Below are 21,273 nucleotides of genomic sequence, written 5' to 3' on the forward strand. Positions count from 1 at the left end.
AAAGAAATTCCAAAATCTAGTATACTTGTATACTCGAAAATTCCATGCTATACTAGAGAATAGGAAAACGCTTTCATTAAGAATATTTCTAGGAGATTTGTGTATATGTTTACAATAACTGCAAGATTACCTGGTGAAAATAATAAAGAATACTCGTATAGAGTGATTAAAGAAGCCATTATGGGACTGGAATTAAAACCAGGTCAACACTTTAGTGAAATTGAATTGGCTGAAGCACTCCAAATCTCTCGTACGCCAATTAGGGAAGTGATGACGAATTTGAAAGAAGACCATTTGGTTGAAGTACTACCTCAAGTGGGGAGTTATGTATCAAAAATTAATATGCAATTAATAGAAGAAGCAGCTTTTATGCGCTTTACATTAGAAAGAAAAATTTTAAAGTTAGCTTGTGAATCCTTTCCCAAACAACTAATTTTTGATTTAAAACGAAATGTTTTTCTTCAGGAAGAATTACTCGGTCAAACAGGCAGGGAGCGTGACTTCCACAAATTAGATTTGAATTTTCACTATTTGATGTTTCATGCGATGAAAAAGGAGAATATATGGAATGCGATTACCCGCATAAGTACACATTATAATCGGATTCGCCTATTTTCTGAAATGGATCATGGCTTCGAAGCAGCAGTTATGCAACATAAGCGTATTATCGATATTATTGAAAAAAGAGAAATGGACAGTGTTGATGGTATTATAAGGGAACATATTATTGAGCCGATTAAGCACTGGGAAAAGTTATTTCAAAGAGACAGTCCTTTCGCGCAATACTTTGACCTTTCAGATCAAGGGCGCATTCCATTAAATAGGAGAGTAGAATTTTTTAGTCAATAATATGGTAGCATTGTGTGCAGATACAATAGTAGTGTTATATAATCTTGGAGTTTTACCATTAACCGATCATGTAGAGGGAAGAAGTAAGAGTGGGTTTTATTTTTTAATAGAGTGTAACGTCCCATGATTGATCGTGACATGTAAAAGTGAGGTTCCAACAGACGTTTCTGATATGAGCAATCTATTCAAACCTACTCGTATATAGTGTTCTTTTCTTGTTAAAAAAAATATTTGATAACGTTTTCAAAAAAGTATTGTTAAGGGCATACAAGTGTGTTAGTATACTAGTATGTCAAAGGGGTAGTGAGCCAAACAAAGGTTAAAGGTATTATAATAGATAGGTTTATAAAAAGTAAAAGAGTCTCCTATTCATTTGATATAAATGTAAGCGCTTTATTGTATTTGCAATCATACTTTCATATTTAGGAGGAAACAACAATGGGTATCGTACAACCTAAACCAATATCAACGGAAAATGGACCTGGTGGGAAGGCTATACGACCATTCGGTATACGAGATAAAGTAGGTTATTTACTCGGTGATTTTGGAAACGATTTCTCTTTTATGCTGATCATGGCATTTTTAATGGTGTTTTATACAGATGTTTTAGGGATTAGTGCAGCACAAGTAGGTACGCTTTTCTTAGTTGCTCGTCTATTTGATGCCTTTACAGATGTTCTATGGGGTCGATTTATTGATTCTAGAAAAACAACAAAACTTGGTAAGTTTCGACCTTGGATTTTCAGAATGTCAATTCCACTTGTGATTACCAGTACGTTATTGTTTGTTCCTATTCCAGGTATGTCTGACGGATTTTATTTAGCCTATGCTTATGTTACGTATATTTTATGGGGATTGATGTATACAACAGTAAATATCCCTTATGGATCTATGGCTGCTGTTATTTCAGGAGATTCTAATGATAGAACGGCTTTATCGACTTGGAGAACGATGGGTGCGATGTTAGCTAGTTTAATCATCAATGTACTTGGACCGTTAGTTGTGTTTGTAGATAATAAAATGGAAGCTGACCGTATGTTCATGGTAGCCGTTGTATTCGGTCTCCTTGCTCTTGCTAGTTATATGGGATGTGTACGTTTAACAACAGAACGGATTGTGCTTCCAGAAAAGACAAATGAGGAAAAAGGAAGTATTGGAAAGACCTTTAAGGCCTTATTAAAAAATAAACCATTAATTACTATTTTAATAGCATCACTGTTATTTATGATTAATACGATGCTAATCGGTGCAGTTAATGTCTATTTGTTCAAGGATTACTTTTCTAATGCGGCAGCTTTAAGTATTGTTGGACTTATTCAAACAGGGACTGTATTTGCAGCAATTCCGGTTTTGAAGATTCTTGTGGCAAAGTTCGGCAAAAAGGAAACCGCTTCCATTGGAATGATCCTTGCATCTGCATTCTATTTTGTCCTTTATTTCATACCAAACCTTTCAATGACAGCATACCTAGTATTGCTTACCGTTGGAATGTTCGGCTTTGCCTTCTTCAACTTAGTCATTTGGGCGTTCGTAACAGATGTTATTGACTATCATGAGTACTTGACAGGTGTACGTGAAGATGCAACCGTATATGCAGTTTATTCCTTTGCTCGTAAAGTAGGACAAGCGATTGCAGGTGGTGTCGGTGGTTTTGCTATTGCAGCAATCGGTTATAACTCTGGAAGTAGTACGCAGTCGCCGGAAGTACTGGATGGAATTTATACATTAGCTACATTAGTTCCAGCGGTGACATTCCTAGTTGTTTTCTTAATTCTAGTCTTTATTTATCCGCTTAATAAAAAACGAGTATCTGATCTTGCTCAAAGCCTAATTGAAAGAAGAGAAGCAACTCGTTAACTTGGTATTTGCTCAAGAGATCGGATCGATGAGTATACAGTAAAAAAAGTGATTGATGTGAACTGCACCTCAATTGTTGGACACAATCTAACAATTGGAGGTGTAGTTTTTTTAGTTTTGCTACTTAAATATAAGAATTATGAATAACCTTTATTTTCTTTGCCCTTCTGACATAATGGAGAAGCCTTTTAACATAAATTGAATTGACTTGATAAATGATGAAAAGGCGGGTGTCCGTGTGGTTATACGATATAAGAATAATTGGATTAATACGAAACCAATTTCTGAGTTAACCAATACAGAATACGATGTGGTTATTGTGGGAAGTGGACCTGGTGGGGGTGCTGTTTTACAGAGACTTTGTGAAATGTGGAAACATCAAGGAGCAAAAAAGATTGCTATTCTTGAAAAAGGAGATAAATTATTTCATTCCCATGCACAAAATATACCTACACAAAATGTAAATACTTCACGTGATGTACTTCTTGCTAATAATACTACACCTGTCGGTCAGCGCTTACCTCAATTTTCTGGAGCTACGATGGTTTATGCTCTTGGTGGAAGGTCGTTGTTTTGGAATGCGGCAACACCGAGACCGATTGAAACAGAACTGAGAAACTGGCCCATTAATCGAAGAGAATTAGATGTGTATTATCGAATGGCTGAGGAGTTATTACATGTCACAACGGATTGGGCAAAAGGGTCATCCATGCAGGAGCGGATGTTAAATAGGCTTCATGCAGCGGGTATTTTGGAAGCCCAAAATATGCCACTTGCCATTGATTTAACACCTTCAAGACAAGGAGAGGTCCATTCAAATGCATGGTATAGTTCGGTTAATTCACTGGCTAGGGGACAGTTAGACAGGCCGTATGATCTCGCTGTAGATGCCTTTGTTCATAAAGTGAATACGGCACAAGGAAATAGAGTATCTGGTGTTCAAGTCATTGATACGAAGACGAAATCAAATTATACGATACGGGCAAAAAATGTTGTCATATCAGCTAGTACTTTAGAAACACCACGAATCTTATTGAATTCTAATATACAGGGGCCTGCGATTGGTCGTTATTTAACAGGGCACGTATCCATGATTGGAATTGGAACAATCGGTAGAGAGCAGTTTTCAGATCGACTTGGAAATTTATCGATTTTAAAATTTGAAACAGAAGAAGACCCTTATCAAATCCAGATTCTTGGTCCAGATCAATATTGGTCCTATCAGCAATTTGAAGATAAGGTGTTGAAAAATCAGTTGATGGTTGTTTATGCAGCGTTTGGAAGAGTAGAGTCCAGACCAGAAAATCGCGTATATCTTGATTCTAGGTTGGATGAATACGGAGTACCATTACAACAGGTTCAATACTCGTTAAGTGAAAAAGACCGCCAAACGGCTCAAAAAGTAGAACAGGGGATTAGAGATTCTGCGAAAGCGATGGGAGTCACTCTAGTTGAAGAGAGTATGGTCTTGCGTCCCCCAGGGGCAGATATGCATGAGGCGTGCACATGTAGAATGGGTTCAAATCCCAATACTTCAGTATTAAATCGGGATGGACAGATACATGGAGTTCGTGGTCTATATGTTGCAGATAATAGCGCACTTCCAAGCTTAACCGCATCGGGTCCAGTACTTTCTAACACGGCATTAGCCATTCGAGTAACGGATCATATTGTGCGTCAGTCGAGGTAGAAAGGAAGAAAATGTTTCAAGACGTGATAAACATATGAACTTGGGGAGCTGTCAGATTTAGAAATAATCTATTCGGAGAAGGTTTGTCCAATTTTAAAAACATGAACAAACAGCCTCTCAATAATAAATATATATATCGTCAATACCTCACATATGTAGAGTGTGTAGCACAGATCGTTTTAACGGAAATTACAAAAAGCCTAATTTCCTAGCACTACATTGAGAAGTTAGGCGTTTTGTATTGAGATTTCGTTAATCAAGAGGTTTTTATAGCTGAATGGCTAGCGGAGAGTAGCATATTGTGCAAACCTAATTAGTAATTCTGTCGAGGACTGGCAAAATCTCACATAGTCCCCTTCCTAATGGCTATTGTATTAATTGAAAAGATAATGCTTGAACATCACGGCTGTTCGGACCGATGTATGCGATAAATGCACCATGATCACTTTTATATTGGAGATCGGAATGATGATAGCGTAACTTCTCCTCTGTAATGGTGAACGAAATAGATTTTGTTTCACCAGGGTACAGCAGCACCTTTTTGAAGTCCTTCAATTCTTTAACTGGTCGAACCACTTCCCCTACTACATCTTGAATATAAAGTTGAACAATTTCCTCTCCCGGTACCTCCCCGTCATTGGTTACATCAACAGAAATGGTTAAAGAAGTTCCGACATTCATTGTTTGATCCGATAGCCTTGCATTTCCATAGGAAAAAGTCGTATAGCTCAAGCCAAATCCAAATGGAAATAAAGGATCATTTGGGATATCCAAGTACTTAGAAACATACTTCTCCACTTTAGGTAGCGCGTTTTGGGGGCGGCCTGTACGAAAGTGATTATAATAAACAGGGATCTGTCCAACGGAATAGGGAAAGGACATGCTTAATTTAGCAGATGGATTCTTATCACCGAACAGGAGATCAGCTATCGCTGCACCACCCTCCGTTCCTGGAAACCAGGCTTCAAGTATGGCATTGGTCACCTCCACTACATCACGAAGGTCAAGCGGGCGACCATTAAAAAGAACAGCTATCATTGGCTTATCTGCTCTCTTTAACAATTTCATTAAATCCATTTGGACCTGTGGTAAACGGATATCCGCTCTGCTTGCGGCCTCACCACTCATCTCAGAGCTTTCTCCAAGTGCAAGTAAAATAATATCTGCCTTATTGGTGATTTTTATGGCATCCTTTAGTTGCTCTTCTGTTCCTGTATCTATTCCACAGCCTTCTGCATACAGGAGGGAATGGGCCCCTGCTTTTTCTTTTAATCCATCATATAAGGATATGGCATCCTCTTTTGAACCCAGCCAAGACCAAGGTCCTAATAGATCGTGGCTCTTCGCAAACGGACCAATAATCGCAATCTTTTTCCCTTTTTGAAGTGGAAGGATCCCATTTTTGTTTTGTAAAAGAACGATCGATTTAACCGCAAGTTCGTGGGAAACGTGGCGGTAATACTCACTCATCATGATTCTTTTCTCTAACTCTTCATCTGCACCACGATAAGGATGTTCAAACAAACCCAATTTTGATTTTAGTCTTAAAATTCGAAGGACAGCTTCATCGATTAAAGCCTCATCAACCATTTTATTTTCTACTAACGACGAAAGATTTTTCACATATGCTGAGGACATCATCTCTATATCAATACCAGCACTAATCGCTTTATAGGCAGCGTCAGCCTCGTCCGCTGCAACTCCGTGGGGAATTAGTTCCATTACAGATCCCCAATCAGAAATAACGACACCTTCAAAGCCCCATTCATCCCTAAGTAAATCGCGTAAAAGTTTCCTATTTCCAGTAGCAGGAATGCCGTTTACCGTGTTAAACGAAGACATGAGCATTTGGGCTCCTTCATCAATCGCAGCTTTATAAGCAGGTAAATAATATTCCCGAAGCTGTCTTTCTGACATATCAACCGTATTATATTCACGTCCACCTTCAACAGCCCCATATCCAGCAAAGTGCTTGACGCAGGCTGCTACTCGGTACGGGTCTTCCTCTAAATCTGATCCTTGGAAACCACGAACAAAAGCTTTTGCAAACTTGCTATTTAAGTATGGATCTTCACCCGTTGATTCCATCACCCTCCCCCAGCGTGGATCCCGGACTAAATCGACCATCGGAGCGAACGTCACATGGATCCCAGAAACTGATGCTTCCAAAGCAGCAATCTCAGCACTCTTTTCAGCAAGTTCCAAATCCCATGAACATCCAATGGCCAAAGGAATTGGAAAAATCGTTTTACATCCATGAACAATATCTGCCATAAAGAGTAATGGAATTTTTAGGCGATTGTTCTTTAGATAGGTTTCTTGAATCCTTATCATTTCTTTTGCTCCTGTAGCCCCAATCAAAGAACCGCTGTTTTGTACCAGTTCTTCACTGATCCCTAATTTCGCCATCGGACCCGTAACATCTCCTTTTTCCTTGGATCCTTCATAAAAGTTAGGTGCCAATTGAATACATTGAGCGATTTTTTCATCCAATGTCATCTGGTTAAGCAAATGGTTAAGCTGTTCTTCGTTTATCTTCATTTCCTCCTTTCAGTACTCCCTATTCTATTTGAAATTTTATCCAAAGTTGTTCTTATAAGTATATTCATGGTTTGATCTTCATGATCTTGTTTTAATTATCTGTTTCAATAAAAAAGACTGCCATAGTAACATAACGGTTCGGTCATTGGGGTGAAACCATTAGATAACAGCCTAGGTAGGGAACCAGTCAAGACACGGGCAAGTTAGTAGACCCTAGTCCGTACGGTGACGGTTCCGACCAGCTAATTGCCCACATAGAGACCCTTAAATGGGATACCGCTGGTACGAGATCAATAACGTGAAGTCTATCTTCTCATTCGGATACGGTCTTTCGTACACGACCATAAAGTGAAAAAGATTCACGGTGAAGTCCGCGGTAAAGGGGATGACCAAGAAAAGTCGAGGGTACGCAAAAAACTATAGCAAAAATGGTCAGGGATTATTTTACAGATAGCTCCTACGTTCTGGAACACTAATTATTTGCATGAATATCCTGATGTGGGGGGTGTTTCCTATGAGAGAATCGATCAAACGAATAGCTCAACAGTTTATCGTTTCCCACTATCCTGAAGCAGATATCGTCTGGATCGGTGGAAGTGCTGTTTATGGAAATGTAACAAAAGAATCTGATATTGACTTAATTATAATTGATGAAAAAGAAACACCAAGACTTGAATGTTATCACTTTCTTGGATGGAAAATAGAATCATTTATTTATACGCCTTTAACTCTTCAAATTGAATTTCAAACGGCTAGATATACAGGGATGCCTACTATCCTTAAAATGTGTGCCGAAGGTCTTCTACTAGAAGATAAACAAGGGAATGGAAAGGACCTCCAAAGAGAGGCGAAAATACTTTATGAACAGGGTCCACAACTTTGGGAAGAGGACAAAATTAATAAAGCAAGATATCAAATCACCGATTTTTTATCAGACTTTAGAAGTTCAGAAGACTTTGAAGAAAGCTTATTTATTTTAAATAAGTTAATAAATTTGATAACTGAACTAATTTTAAGGGCAGATGGCAATTGGGTCGGTGAAGGAAAGTGGGTGGCTAGAAACCTTAAATCATATGATGAAGATATGTGTGATAAGCTAGCTAAATATACAAAAGCATACATGAATACTAATGATAAAACTGAACTCATCTCATTCATACAATCTACACTTAATCATTATGGTGGAGAATTGTTTGTTGGTTATAAAGGATTCTTTTTATAGATGAAAAATTGCAGATGAAGTAATAATGTTATTCCCTTTTTTTAATGGATAGAATACTTTTATTCATGGCAGACCCGGTATTAGTGGAGAATAAATACGAGATACTTTTCTTAAATTTCAGATTTCTCCATACATGTCCCTGTCTCCGAGCACCTTTGTGGCATAGCCTGTAATATCATTCAATAAAGGAGGATTTTTTATGCCATTCTTCATAGGTGGTTTCGGTGGTGGTCCTCGTAACCGTTTCCGTCGAGGTCCCGTTTTTGGTACTCGCTATCGTTTTCGTCGTGGTCCTGGTTTTCGGTATCGCCGTGGTCCATTTTTCTATTAATGGTGGGCACTTTTCTTTGAACTAAGTATTGAGAAGTTTTCTACTAATGGCGGTGTTTTATATATTCCCTTCATAAAATAGCTATTAAGGCATGAAACTCTAAAGCTTCGATTTATTGTAATATACATTTAAAAAAATTTTTTCCTTAAAAATTGTTCATTCCTAAGGATACTTGTCTCACTCACAATTTATCTCTATGCATATAATTTAGTAACTCATAAAGGGGAGGTGCTAAATTATGGGTGGATCTGGATACGGAGCTGGATCAGGTTTTGCGTTAATTGTTGTTTTGTTTATTCTTTTAATTATTGTTGGTGCTTCTTATATGGGCTACTAAGAGAAACAGGGAGACGACTCTCATATTCTCCTATTTTCCTTATCAAAAGTTAAGGAAAACCCTGGAACTCTTCAAGATTTCAAAAAAGCCCAATAAAAGGAAAGAAGTTGATTTCCTACTATATGTAGAGAATCAGCTTCTTTCCTTTTATTTTAATTATGATATTTCTCCATACAAATGTTTATTTGTCCCCTATGTTGCACAATATTTTAAAACAGGCAACTAATCCTAAAGGTGCTAAATGTTAATATATCTTGAAACGGTTTATCAAAACGATATAGAATAGGAACATCTGGTTTTGTTAGAAACTAGTTGGCTAATTAAACTAAACATTTTCGATTTCGAAGTATGATCTAATCATTTCTTGATTATTAGCAATTTTAGATGTAGGGACAAGTATGTGTATGTCCTATAATGAGAGGATTTGAATGTAAATATGCAAGATAATTTTTGGCGTGATTTACCAAAGCCATTTTTTGTACTCGCACCAATGGAGGATGTGACGGATGTTGTTTTCCGCCATGTCGTGAGTAAAGCGGCTAGACCGGATGTGTTTTTTACAGAGTTTACAAACTCTGAGAGTTATTGTCACCCCGAGGGGCAGCAAAGCGTGCGAGGGCGTTTGGCTTTTACAGAAGATGAACAACCGATGGTGGCCCATATATGGGGAGATAAACCTGAGAATTTTCGGAAAATGAGTATTGGCATGGCTGAACGAGGATTTCGAGGGATTGATATCAATATGGGCTGTCCTGTACCGAATGTGGCCTCGAATGGAAAGGGAGCCGGTTTGATTTGTCGTCCGGACGTTGCAGCCGATTTAATCCAAGCAGCAAAAGCAGGAGGATTGCCTGTAAGTGTGAAGACAAGGCTTGGTTTCACGGATGTAGAAGAATGGCGTGATTGGCTAACACACATCTTAAAACAAGATATCGCGAATCTTTCCATTCATCTCCGTACAAGAGAGGAAATGAGCAAAGTCGATGCGCATTGGGAACTAATTCCGGAGATTAAGAAACTTCGTGATGAGGTGGCACCAGATACACTCTTAACCATTAATGGGGATATTCCTGACCGCCAAACAGGCTTGGAGCTTGCTAATCGATACGGTGTTGATGGGATTATGATTGGGCGTGGTATTTTTAAAAATCCATTTGCCTTTGAAAAAGAGCCAAGAGAGCATAGTAGTGAGGAATTACTTGATCTCTTAAGATTGCAGCTTGATCTTCATGATCAATATTCAAAAGAATTAGAGCCACGTCGATTCACACCACTTCAGCGCTTTTTTAAGATCTATGTCAAAGGCTTTAAAGGCGCAAGTGAACTACGCAATCAATTGATGAGCACAAAGTCAACCGATGAAGTGCGTGCCATGCTTGATCAATTTATGTTAGAGAATGATTAATCATATGTGTTGTAAAGCTGCCACAACAATATTCTTTGATGACTACTTAATTATGTAGAGTGCATTTGAAACGAATTTTAAAAGCACTAAAGTGAGCTTGTTTCTAAACGGAAACGGCTCCTTTTTCTTACTAACAACTTTTTATTAATTTTCGACGAAATTCCGCAAACCTACGGTGTGCCACGTACCATTAACAAGGATTATTTAAACCATCCTTTCCTTTTAAACCAAAGGTACATGAAAACCCCAATTACCCCCATCAAACCAAGTGAGAGAAAGTATCCATATTTCCAACTTAATTCAGGTATATTTTCAAAATTCATTCCATATATACCAGCTATAAATGTTAACGGAGCAAAAATGGATGTTATAATCGTAAGGACTTTCATGACGTTGTTTGTTTGATGAGAATTCAGGGAGAGATAACTATCACTTATATCAGCTGTTACTTCACGGTTGGACATAACCATATCGGATAATTTTAAAAGATGATCATAAATATTAGAAAAGTATTCTCTTTCCTCCCTAATTTCATTCAAATGATGTGAATTTAACATTCTATAAAGTAAGTCCCGCATGGGATTAACTGTATGGCGTAGATTGAGTAACATATATCTTGTATCAAACAATTCGCTCATTAAGTCGTACATTGAATTGCGTTGTGTTATGATGTTCACGATTCTATTTAATTCATCTTCAATTTTATAGATGATGGGGAAATAGTTATCGACAATCTTATCTAAAATTTGATAGAAGACATAATAGGAGTCCCACTTTTCAATGTCTTTTTCAGATAGTAACCGATCCCAAACCTGAGTAATTTCCATAGTGGATATTCGCTGGAAACTCACAATATAATTTTCACCGACAAAAAAGTCTAACTCTTCTTTAGTAATTTCTTTTTCTTCTACACGCACTGAATGAGTAACATAAAACGTATAGTCTTTATAATAGTCTAGTTTCGGTCTTTGTAATCTTTCTACACAATCCTCAATTGCAAGAGGATGAAAATGAAAAGTAGTCGATAATTGTTCTATTTCTTCATTAGTAGGTTCATTAAAATCCACCCAAAACCATTTGTATTTTGCGAAATTTGCATCATCTATATGGGAATTTGTTTCTACTTTATTTTCATTTGTAATACCAATAAACCTAATCATATCAGAGTCTCCTCAAAGCCTAATAATTTTACCATAGAGTTATTAGAGTATTATGCCCGTTATTTTAAGTGTAATTCTTCACAAAGTGGTGTTTTCTAATTAAAATGATCTATGACAATTAATTGATGGCACAAAGTCAACCGATGAAGGGTTACCAGTATGATCACTTTATATTAGAGAATAGAAATGAGCAGGCGTAAAAATCGCCTGCTCATTTGCTTTATTAGAAAAGATGAATATCTCCTTTTATGGAGGTGAAATGTTTTTAATCTACCTATTCTAAACACACGAAACCCGATAGGGTCTTTACCCCCGCTAAAATGAAACGGCAAGAACCGTCCCCATGTTTCATTCTACCGGTAATTTCATAGAATATTTGCCAGTGTCGTTTGTGGCTTCACCTATAAAGGTAATCCCACTTTCAGGTGAAATTGCATTTTGTGCGTCTAGAGAAGAGTCAAATACAACATTTACCTCGCTTGCAACAGGGGCGAAGGTCCAGTTTCCATCTGCTGACGGATCAATGGTTTTTTGTTCCTGAATATAATCAATGATCGCCTGGCGATTTTCATCTGGATACATTTCTACGGCTGTTTGATTTCTGACTCCAGGGAAATTGCCACCTGCACGGTAGTTGTTTGTTGCAACAAGGAATTCCTGTTCAAGATCAATGGGCTGGCCGTTGTATTGTAAATTTTTAATACGATTTGCTTCAGCATTCACAAGATGACCATTGCTGTCATACTTAGCTGGCTCTGTTACATCAATTTCATAAGTGACTCCATCTATAACATCATAGTTAAAGGCAGGATAGCTTCTATTAATCAATGGTTGCTCTTTATCTGAATTTGGGTCAATTTGATTAAACTGCCCAGCGGACATTTCAAGCCATTCTTTTACATCGGCACCTGTCACTTTAATAGTTGCCACCGTGTTTGGATATAAATAAAGGTCTGCTACATTTTTAATCGCAATCGTTCCTTCTGGAATATACGTATAGTTACTGCCGCCTCCTGCTTTAAATGGTGCGCCTGCAGAAAGAATTGGCAAGTTTTCATCAGGGGTACCTTTCACTTTTTTCTCCACATACCACTTTTGAGCGTTTGTCACAATCTGGATAGATGGGTCATCCTGAACACGGGCAAAATAGCTGTGAATATCAGCTGTCGTTGTTCCCACCGGCTCACGGATATAATCAATGGTTTGTTCGTGTGCTTCTTTAACCGCTTCTAATACTTCGCTGTCAGGCTCAGCCAAGTCTGTTTTCGTTGTTTTATCATAAATAGCTCGTAATTCTGACTCGGAATCCTTTACCACCCATTTTCCTTTTTCCTTCGCTATTTTTAAATCAATAACACCAAGGTGGCTTCCCCAGCTCCCAGCCATAACAACAGGAACTCCATTAATCGTTCCTCTTTCTGTATCTACTCCTGGGAGATTTCGATCGTTTCCAGGAAATGTGGAATGGCTATGACCAGAAATAATGGCATCGATGCCTTCAACGTTTGTCAGGTCGTAGACAGCATTCTCCTCCATCTCACTGACTTCTGTATCGCCAATTCCCGAGTGGGCTAGGGCAATGATTAAATCGGCACCTTCTTCTTTCATTTTCGGGATTTGTGCTTGTACTGATTTTACAATATCTTTCGCGGTTACTTTCCCATCAAGATGTGCTTTATCCCATTGAGTAATTTGCGGGGCGACTGCGCCGACTACACCGACTTTAATCACCTGTGTTTTTCCACGGTCGTCGACAACTTTCTTCTTTAAAATGGTATAAGGGTTGATGAAATGTTCATCATTGGATGGGTCGTTATCGTGGTCATCCTTATACACATTCGCACTGACATAAGGCATTGGCGCATCGTCGAGTACTTCATCGAGGAATTCTAGTCCATAATTAAACTCATGGTTTCCGAGAGTGGCAGCATCATAGTCTAATTGCTTCATGGCTTGAAAAACTGGATGAAGTTCTCCGTCCTCAAGCTTGTCCACTCTGGCTTTATAATCGCCAAGAGGGTTCCCTTGAATCAGGTCGCCATTGTCAAAAAGGAGAGTGTTTTTTGCCTCCGCTCTCGCTTCCTTGATAAGGGTAGCAGTTTTGGCAAGGCCAAATTCCTGTGTTTGGGCATCCTTATAATAATCATAGTTATAAAGATTTGTGTGAATATCTGTCGTCCCAAGAATCCTTAAGGATACCTGGTGTTTTCCTGTCTGATCCGGCTTGGCAGCCATCACAGATTGATACGTAAGGGGTGCAGCTAGGACGGATAATGCCAAAGCTGTTGCTGATATTTGCTTACCAGCTTTAACGAACGTTTTTTTCAATGGAAACAACTCCTTATCATTGACGTATTTCAAACTATTTCAATTATAAAGAGAATTCCTTGTGCATAAATGAGTCCTAAGGTCGGAGTATTCCTAAGAGTTTGTAAAGTGCGTGTAAAAATTTAAGTCTAAATTCCTGTGAATGGAGTTAGAAAAGGTCTTACATCTCCGTTTCTTTGAACAAGGGAGGAAACAGCTCAGCCTTCACGCAGTGGGGGGGCAAGGATCTGGCTGAGAGTTGGAGAACCTTTTTAATAATATTTTTGCAAACCTTATTATTGTTGATTTAAAAAATTATTAACTTCTTCAACAAACTTATGTTTGTCATAGTTTTTATATAATGTACTTGATAAACGAATCGGGTCACCAAAGAAGTATCTTTCATATTGGGTTTGTCTTGTACCAAATGAGCTCATTGTGAGATCCCAAGCCAAAGAAAAAATTTTAACCCGATCCTCGGCTGTTTTAGTAGCACCTTGAAGATATCGGTCTAAGTGAACCCTTATATCAGAATGAAAATCCTTTTCAGTAGGCAGGGTAATGATTCCACTGGCACCGATAAGTTGGATCATTTCACTAAAGCGAGGATAGATTCTTGGAAATAGGTTTCCGGCAACCTGGAGGGGGATCGCACTTGGACGCATCAAGCCAAATTGATCAATTTCAGCATCATTTTCCGATTTCTCCAGCAGGGCTATCATCGTTTCAAGACCCATGATGATTTCGGCAAGTTTTTCCTGTATATGCTGATACTCGCCAACATTTATGGTTTCGACTAAAAGCTCGGTTATTCCTAAAATAAATTCTGTTTTTACAATTTGTCTAGTGATGACTTGATGATTCGCAAATGTGTGAAAGGAGCTATGAGACATAAAGTCGACTGCCGCTGCAACATTATCATAAAAAAATATCCGATCCCATGGCACCAATACATGATCAAAGACAACAACCGAATCCATTTCTTCGTACCTTGAGCTTAGTGGATAATTAAAAGATGATTCCCCACCAATAAAAGATTGTCTGCAAATAAACTTTAAGCCCTTCGTGTTTGAAGGGATCGAAAAAGCGAACGCTTCATCACGATTTAATAATGATTTCGGGGTTGAAATAATCAATACTTCATCCGTCAAACCACCTTGTGTAGCAAGCAGGCGCGCTCCTTGGATCACGATACCTTCATCCACTCGATCTATCACTTTAGCAGAGATAGGTTCACTAGTATCCTCTATATAGTCTTGTGAACGATTCACTTGAGGCGTAATAAATGTATGTGTAAATGAAAGGTCTTGTTCCATCGCTCTTTCATAAAGGGATTGTATATTTTCTGGAAAACAATTTGTTCGATTCTCTAATAACCCTTTTGAGGAAGCAAAGCTCATGATTGCCGTGTTCATGTAGTCAGGACTTCTCCCCATCATTCCGTTGCTGCATCGCGCCCAGTGTTCTATCATTCTTCTTCTTCTTCTCAAATCCTCTTTTGTTTTAGGCTGTAAATAGGAGAGTCCAATACGGTCTTGTTTTTCTGGTGACATATAAGTCATTTCATCTATTAATAGGGAATCTCTCTGTAAATCATAAAGAGCAGCCTTTGATCTTAGTACTCCTTTAAAAACAGGATGTTCTGAAAGAGGTCCCTTGATTTTTTGCCCATCAAACCATATTTCATTTTCCAGCCTATTTAAGCGTTCAATAAATTCATTTCCGGTAATGATCCCCATTTTTAGCTACTCCTTTGTGTAGACATTGAACTATCGTACTAGTTTAGTTTGTTTTATTTTATTGAAAAATTTAATTGGCTGTTCCTATTGGAGAAGCCTCTTTAAAAAATGGGAAAATGTATAATAAATGAAATCCTAGGATGATGCTGGGATGATCAAACGGTATGGTACAGCTAGCTGCTATGTTTTTTAAGAAGAGGTATGTGGAGTCTGTGGCGAAACTAATTTTTAACTAAATAACGAGAGCGTTTCTCTTTGCTTAAAGTGATCCTTTTGCTTTAGTATATATACAAACAATTGAGTGGCTTGATTCTATTCATTTTACGACATCATTTAGTAAACTTTCGTTCGAGCCAGGCACAAAAATTTTTGGGATGAAGAAATTTAAGTTAATTTACTTATTATGGAGTTGCAATAGGTTTGTAGTGTTTAATAAGAGTTATAAAATAAAGGAGAGTAGCTCATTTGGAGATCATAGAAACAAAAGATCAACTGTTAAAAGAGTTAGAAGCTATTCAAAATTGGGAGAAGGAGCAAAAGGGCTTATGGTTTTGGGAAAAGCTTGGTCGCCTCCCATTTAAGCTTCTAGACCGACTTACACCACAGTTTATTCACAAAAAAATTGGACAAGCCCTTGATGAATTAGGGAGTTATCTACAAACGGGTGGACGTTATTTAACAAATGAAAAGGATATTTTGAAAAGGTACACTCAAAAAACGGGAGTTGATGGTGTCACTCTAGAGGATATTTCTGACTTACCGATCTACATGATGGATGAAATCAGTGATGAATTAGTTCGTTCGAGGAAAAACATAGCGATGACACAAGGAGCCGCGACAGGTATAGGTGGGATTTTTACTTTGTCTATTGATATTCCGTTACTTCTGGGGATTTCACTTAAGACACTTCAGGACATTGCCGTTACCTATGGGTATGATCCGAATGATAAAAAAGAGCGTATTTTCATCGTTAAATGCCTTCAGTTTGTTTCTGCAGATATAGTGGGGAGGCAAGCTATTTTGAAGGAGCTTTCAACTTATTCAGACCGAGAAGTTGAAACCAAAGGTGAAACGCTTTCTCAGATCCAGGGTTGGAGAGAGGTAATTATGACTTACAGAGACAATTTTGGTTGGAAAAAGCTATTTCAGATGATTCCGATTGCAGGCATTATTTTTGGATCCTTTATGAATAAATCGATGATCCGTGATATCGGGGAAACGGGGAAAATGCTGTATAAGAAACGCCGGATTAAAGAGAAGCTCGAGGTACTCACTAGCGTTAGCGAAACCTAGAAAAATGATGAGTTTTTTATATCTTCTAAACCTCTATCACATATTGGTAGAGGTTTTTTCTTTACTTGTATCCAAGGAAAGCAAGATAAAAAAATATGCTTTTTACATAAATGGATGGATGCGGAGTCTAAAAACATGAATAAATCAGGTGATTTAGAGTGAAGTTCGGGTTAAGCTAGGCACTAAATTAAGCCGACCTAGGTACAAACTGGACTTTTTGTATGAAATCTTTAAGACCAGATTGCATTTGCAAATTTCCATATATCCAAAAATTAGAATATCAGCATAATTATTACAGTACTTGTGAAAAATACCCATAAATCGTATCAAGGGGTCTAATGATGAAAGATATGGGGATTAAGAAGAAGAGGGGGAATTTCCCCAAACAATTTAATGAATCCATGAATTCATTTCCAGAAATACCGCTAAGTCCAAGAATGGAAGAAAATATAGAAATACTGAAATCGGCATATCAAGACTGCTCTGATGTGGTATTTCGTGATTTTAGTATTGGCAGCAGCGAGATGAAGGCTGTCCTTCTTTACATAGATGGTCTATCAAATACAGAAGTGGTCGACCAGCATGTGCTTATGCCGCTTATCCAGATGAAAGACCTGGAATACGATTCTATATTAGAAATCGTGAAAAAGGAAATATCAGTTTCAGATATCAAGGAAATTTACACGATCCCTGATGTTTTTAAACAAGTTTCCATTGGCAACACCATCATTTTAATAGATGAACAAAGTAAGGGAATTTCAATCGGTTTGCCGAAGTGGGAAAAACGTAGTATTGCAGAACCTGAATCAGAACCGGTTATTCGTGGACCAAGAGAAGGTTTTATTGAAACAATACGAGTGAATACCTCCCTATTGCGTAGGAAAATTCGTCATCCATTATTAAAGATGAAACAAATGGATATAGGAGGATACACCGAAACACAGGTCATCGTAGCATATATTGAAGGAATAGCTGATAGCGCTTTAGTTGAAGAGGTTACCAATAGACTGAAGCGAATCAAGATCGATAGTATTTTAGAAAGCGGATATATTGAGGAAATGATTCAAGATTCCCCGTTGTCTCCTTTCCCGCAGCTTTTAAATACGGAACGTCCGGATGTCGCGGCAGCCTGTCTATTAGAAGGACGGGTGGTTATTTTGATTGACGGGACCCCGATCACCCTTATTGCTCCCTGTACGTTTGCTAGTCTAATGCAGGCACCGGAAGATTTCTATAATCCATTTTACATTAGCACCTTTATTCGGTGGCTTCGCTATATTTTCTTTTTTATCGCTTTGCTTGCACCATCAGCGTATGTGGCACTCTTAACCTTTCATCAAGAAATGCTCCCCTCGTCGCTGATTTTAACCATCGCTGGAAGTCGCGAACAAATCCCCTTTCCGGCTTTGGTTGAGGCATTTATTATGGAAATCACTTTTGAGGCGTTGCGTGAAGCAGGTGTGAGATTGCCCAAACAAGTTGGAGCCGCCGTGAGTATTGTCGGGGCGCTTGTGATCGGACAAGCAGCGACAGCCGCAGGGTTGGTATCATCACCGATGGTTATGGTCGTCGCCATTACCGGTATCGCTTCATTTTTAATGCCGAGATATGCGATTGGCATTTCTATTCGTATGCTTCGCTTTCCGATCATGATCTTATCGGGAGTAATGGGTCTACTGGGTGTAATGCTTGGAATTACCACTATTGTTGCTCATCTGTGCACCCTAAAATCATTCGGTGTACCTTATCTTCAGTCGGCAGCACCGCTAAAGATACGAAATTTGAAGGATATTTTGATCCGTGCCCCGTGGTGGGCAATGGAAACGCGACCCGAATTTTATTCAAATGATGCTAGTCCTCTAAGACGTGAATCCAAAAATCAAATGCCCTCACCAAGCAAAGGTGGCGATGAAAGTTGAGTGATAAGAATAGAGATAGAAATTCGAAGATTCATTTATTCCTTCTGATTTGCCTTACCTCGCTAGTTACTACAGGGTGTTGGGATCGGACCGAAATAAATGACTTAGCTCTTATTCTCGCGGCTGGTATGGATAAAGGTACAGAAAATAATATCGAACTCTCAGTCCTCGTTTATATTCCAAGCACTCAACAAAGTGGACAGGAGTCTGGGATGTCGGGTGGGGGCAGTAGCGGAAAGACTTTTGTAAGATCAGCTGAAGGAGAAACGGTAGCAGATGCGATGTCACGGCTACAGGAAGCACTTACGAGGGAGATTTTTTGGGGGCATAATGAGGTGCTTCTTATTGGAGAGAAATTAGCCAAGGAAGGGATAAGCGACCAAATTGATTTTTGGATGCGGCACTCGGAACCTCGGATAAGAGCCGATGTCTTTGTTTCGAAGGGAAAGGCAAAGACGGTTTTACAGGCAATGCCAGAATTGGAACAAGAAGCCGCAAAACAACTTCGTAAACTAGTTCAAACGCATATCGGAGTAAAAGTAACGGTGAAAGATTTGTCGCAAATGCTAGCTAATGAACCAAATGCAGCTGTACTACCATGGGTTGAAAACCTATCTCCCTCACAAATGGATAAATCAAACAAGGACATTCCTATTATTAACGGGGCGGCCATTTTTAAGGAAGGAAAAATGGTAGGGAGATTTAATGATAAAGAGACAAGAGGAATTCTATGGCCCCGAAATGAGATTGAAACTGGTGTGATTACGATTTCCTTTGAAAATGAGAAAGGCTACATCTCTTTAAATCTTTTAAGGAGTCACACTGAATTGACCCCTTCTATCAAAAATGGAATTTGGAGTATGCATATCAACACACACGCAGATATGGAAGTGGTTCAAAATACGACACAACTAAGCTTATTCGATTCAAACGTCATAAAAGAAGCCCAGAAAAAGGTTGAAGATGAAATTGAACAAAGGGAAAAGCTTGTTTTTTCAAAAGTACAGGGAAGGTTAAATACAGACATTTTCGGCTTTGCGGATGAATTCGAGAGGAAATATCCACAAATTTGGAAGGAAAAGAAAGACCAGTGGGATGACATTTTTCCAGAGGTTCAGGTTTCTTTTGTGACAGATGTAAAAATCCAAAGACTCGGTCTAGGAACTGGAAATCGTAAACGAGGTGCCGAACAATGATGTTTGTAAGAATCATCGGGATAACCATTATACTGGTACTCATCTTTTGGTTACAATGGTCAGGATTGAAAAAAGAGGGAAAAAAGCTAAAGATAGCCTTTTTGTCGATCCTACTGGTAAACTGGTTTCTGGCTGTTTTACTTGTGATTTTTCCAGAAATGCCAGGTCCCGGGCAGATGGTTGATTTTATCTATAAGTCATTTGAGCCATTTTGGTGAACTCTTTATAGTAAAGGAAGGAATAAACATGATCGAAAAAGGTAGAATTTCCTACTTAGAGCTAGCTCTCATAATGTATTCAATCGTTGTTGCAACAGCCATTCTTTACATTCCTTATGTTACAGCACAACAAGCCAACCGTGATTTGTGGCTTTCTCCCTTATGGGGTTCTTTAAGTGGCTTTTTAATTGTTGTCATAATTGTAAAGCTCTCTAGGCTTTTTCCAGGAAAAACATTAATTCAATATTGTGAACTTATTCTAGGTCGGACGATTGGCAAGATCATTGCGTTCATATACTTATTTTTTCTATTGCACGATACGGCCATTGCATTTAGAGAGTATGGGGAATTCATCGAAAGTGCTTTTTTGCATAAAACCCCTATGATTTTTGTTACTGGAAGTATTGCATTGTCTTGCGCTGTTGCTGTCCATGGAGGGATTGAAACCATTGGACGATGTGCAACGATCTTTTTGCCAATTGTTTTAGCTTCCTATATTTTGATTTATCTCTTTCTAATCCCAGATTTGAATGTAAAAAATATGTTGCCGATCCTGTCTGATGGGATTATGCCTTCCATTAAAGGGTCACTGGCACCGCACGCCTGGTTAAGTCAATTTTCCTTAATGTCGTTTCTGCTACCATTATTAAGTAATCAGCAAAAGGTGATGAAATGGGGAATGTTTTCTGTCTTTGCGAGTGTTTTGACGATGGTCTTTATTAACCTCGGAAATCTTTTTTTATTTGGGAAAATCATTATCAATCTTCATTTTCCAGTGTTTGAAGCGGCAAGGTTTATTAGTGTCGGTTCCTTTTTTGAACATGTAGAGTCCATTGTCATTGCTGTGTGGGTTCTTGGCGGTTTCGTGCAGCTGTCCGCTTTTTTTTATTTACTCGTTCTTGGTACTTCACAGTGGCTGACATTGCCCAGTTATAAACCATTTGTTTTACCCATTGGTTTTTTAATTATTTTATTTTCGGCTTGGTCCATTTCCTCGTTTGAGGATATGATTCGAGGGATGGGTACAACTGTCCCTTTTTATTTCTTAACGGTTCAGCTAATTATTCCCATTTTCCTTTTAGTTATTGCGATCATACGTGGGAAGATGTCGAAGTCGTTCTCTCCTTAGTTTTTTGATTGGTGGAAAAGGTTACACAAAGGAGTAAAACGGTCAATTTCGATTGGGAAATCGTACAAAATAGGGGAAGG

16 protein-coding genes are annotated in these 21,273 nt (G+C 38.5%); 12 read left to right on the forward strand and 4 right to left on the reverse strand.

What is annotated here, in order from left to right; translation table 11 throughout:
• The first annotated feature begins 105 nt into the window (after positions 1–105).
• From Q5760_RS02620 to Q5760_RS02630, 3 genes are all read left to right on the forward strand, one after another.
• Positions 106–849, forward strand: a complete 744-nt coding sequence (locus Q5760_RS02620) for a GntR family transcriptional regulator (protein WP_428910728.1) — start codon at positions 106–108, stop codon at positions 847–849.
• Between the two features lie 438 nt (positions 850–1,287).
• On the forward strand, positions 1,288–2,706 hold the full coding sequence (locus tag Q5760_RS02625) for an MFS transporter (protein ID WP_428910729.1): 1,419 nt from the start codon (positions 1,288–1,290) through the stop codon (positions 2,704–2,706).
• A 208-nt stretch (positions 2,707–2,914) separates the two neighbouring features.
• Entirely contained in the window at positions 2,915–4,396 is a 1,482-nt protein-coding gene (locus Q5760_RS02630) for a GMC oxidoreductase (protein ID WP_428910730.1), read from the forward strand.
• 366 nt (positions 4,397–4,762) lie between these two features.
• On the opposite strand, the gene bglX is transcribed toward Q5760_RS02630, so the two are convergent.
• Positions 4,763–6,937: a beta-glucosidase BglX gene (bglX, locus tag Q5760_RS02635; RefSeq protein ID WP_428910731.1), complete on the reverse strand. Its 2,175-nt coding sequence runs from the start codon at positions 6,935–6,937 to the stop codon at positions 4,763–4,765.
• Between the two features lie 514 nt (positions 6,938–7,451).
• Between bglX and Q5760_RS02640 the strand changes: the two genes are divergently transcribed.
• The 4 genes from Q5760_RS02640 (at position 7,452) to Q5760_RS02655 (ending at position 10,232) form a co-directional block, all read left to right on the forward strand.
• On the forward strand, positions 7,452–8,159 hold the full coding sequence (locus tag Q5760_RS02640) for a nucleotidyltransferase domain-containing protein (RefSeq protein ID WP_428910732.1): 708 nt from the start codon (positions 7,452–7,454) through the stop codon (positions 8,157–8,159).
• A gap of 199 nt (positions 8,160–8,358) precedes the next feature.
• Positions 8,359–8,490 (forward strand): hypothetical protein, encoded by a 132-nt coding sequence (locus Q5760_RS02645; protein ID WP_428910733.1) that lies wholly within the window; start codon positions 8,359–8,361, stop codon positions 8,488–8,490.
• Positions 8,491–8,728: 238 nt separating this feature from the next.
• Entirely contained in the window at positions 8,729–8,827 is a 99-nt protein-coding gene (locus tag Q5760_RS02650; protein ID WP_428910734.1) for a YjcZ family sporulation protein, read from the forward strand.
• 436 nt (positions 8,828–9,263) lie between these two features.
• A complete protein-coding gene (locus Q5760_RS02655; protein WP_428912475.1) occupies positions 9,264–10,232 on the forward strand; it encodes a tRNA dihydrouridine synthase in 969 nt (322 codons plus the stop codon).
• 200 nt (positions 10,233–10,432) lie between these two features.
• On the opposite strand, the gene corA is transcribed toward Q5760_RS02655, so the two are convergent.
• From corA to hpaB, 3 genes are all read right to left on the reverse strand, one after another.
• Positions 10,433–11,392 (reverse strand): magnesium/cobalt transporter CorA, encoded by a 960-nt coding sequence (corA, locus tag Q5760_RS02660; RefSeq protein WP_428910735.1) that lies wholly within the window; start codon positions 11,390–11,392, stop codon positions 10,433–10,435.
• A gap of 348 nt (positions 11,393–11,740) precedes the next feature.
• Positions 11,741–13,720: a bifunctional 2',3'-cyclic-nucleotide 2'-phosphodiesterase/3'-nucleotidase gene (locus Q5760_RS02665; RefSeq protein ID WP_428910736.1), complete on the reverse strand. Its 1,980-nt coding sequence runs from the start codon at positions 13,718–13,720 to the stop codon at positions 11,741–11,743.
• 275 nt (positions 13,721–13,995) lie between these two features.
• Positions 13,996–15,438 (reverse strand): 4-hydroxyphenylacetate 3-monooxygenase, oxygenase component, encoded by a 1,443-nt coding sequence (gene hpaB, locus Q5760_RS02670; RefSeq protein ID WP_428910737.1) that lies wholly within the window; start codon positions 15,436–15,438, stop codon positions 13,996–13,998.
• A 474-nt stretch (positions 15,439–15,912) separates the two neighbouring features.
• On the opposite strand from hpaB, the gene Q5760_RS02675 reads away from it, so the two are divergent.
• From Q5760_RS02675 to Q5760_RS02695, 5 genes are all read left to right on the forward strand, one after another.
• Positions 15,913–16,731 carry an EcsC family protein gene (locus Q5760_RS02675; protein ID WP_428912476.1) on the forward strand — a complete coding sequence of 273 codons (819 nt, stop codon included), beginning with the start codon at positions 15,913–15,915 and terminating at the stop codon, positions 16,729–16,731.
• 341 nt (positions 16,732–17,072) lie between these two features.
• Complete coding sequence (locus Q5760_RS02680; protein ID WP_428910738.1) at positions 17,073–18,650, forward strand: spore germination protein; 1,578 nt, start codon at positions 17,073–17,075, stop codon at positions 18,648–18,650.
• Complete coding sequence (locus tag Q5760_RS02685; protein ID WP_428910739.1) at positions 18,647–19,846, forward strand: Ger(x)C family spore germination protein; 1,200 nt, start codon at positions 18,647–18,649, stop codon at positions 19,844–19,846. The genes Q5760_RS02680 and Q5760_RS02685 overlap by 4 nt, the downstream gene beginning before the upstream one ends.
• Positions 19,843–20,064: a hypothetical protein gene (locus Q5760_RS02690; protein ID WP_428910740.1), complete on the forward strand. Its 222-nt coding sequence runs from the start codon at positions 19,843–19,845 to the stop codon at positions 20,062–20,064. The genes Q5760_RS02685 and Q5760_RS02690 overlap by 4 nt, the downstream gene beginning before the upstream one ends.
• Positions 20,065–20,092: 28 nt before the next feature.
• Positions 20,093–21,193 (forward strand): GerAB/ArcD/ProY family transporter, encoded by a 1,101-nt coding sequence (locus tag Q5760_RS02695; protein ID WP_428910741.1) that lies wholly within the window; start codon positions 20,093–20,095, stop codon positions 21,191–21,193.
• Positions 21,194–21,273: the final 80 nt, after the last annotated feature.

The sequence above is a fragment of the Niallia sp. Kr1 genome (assembly GCF_050389805.1).
Taxonomy (GTDB): Bacteria; Bacillota; Bacilli; order Bacillales; family Cytobacillaceae; genus Bacillus_BD.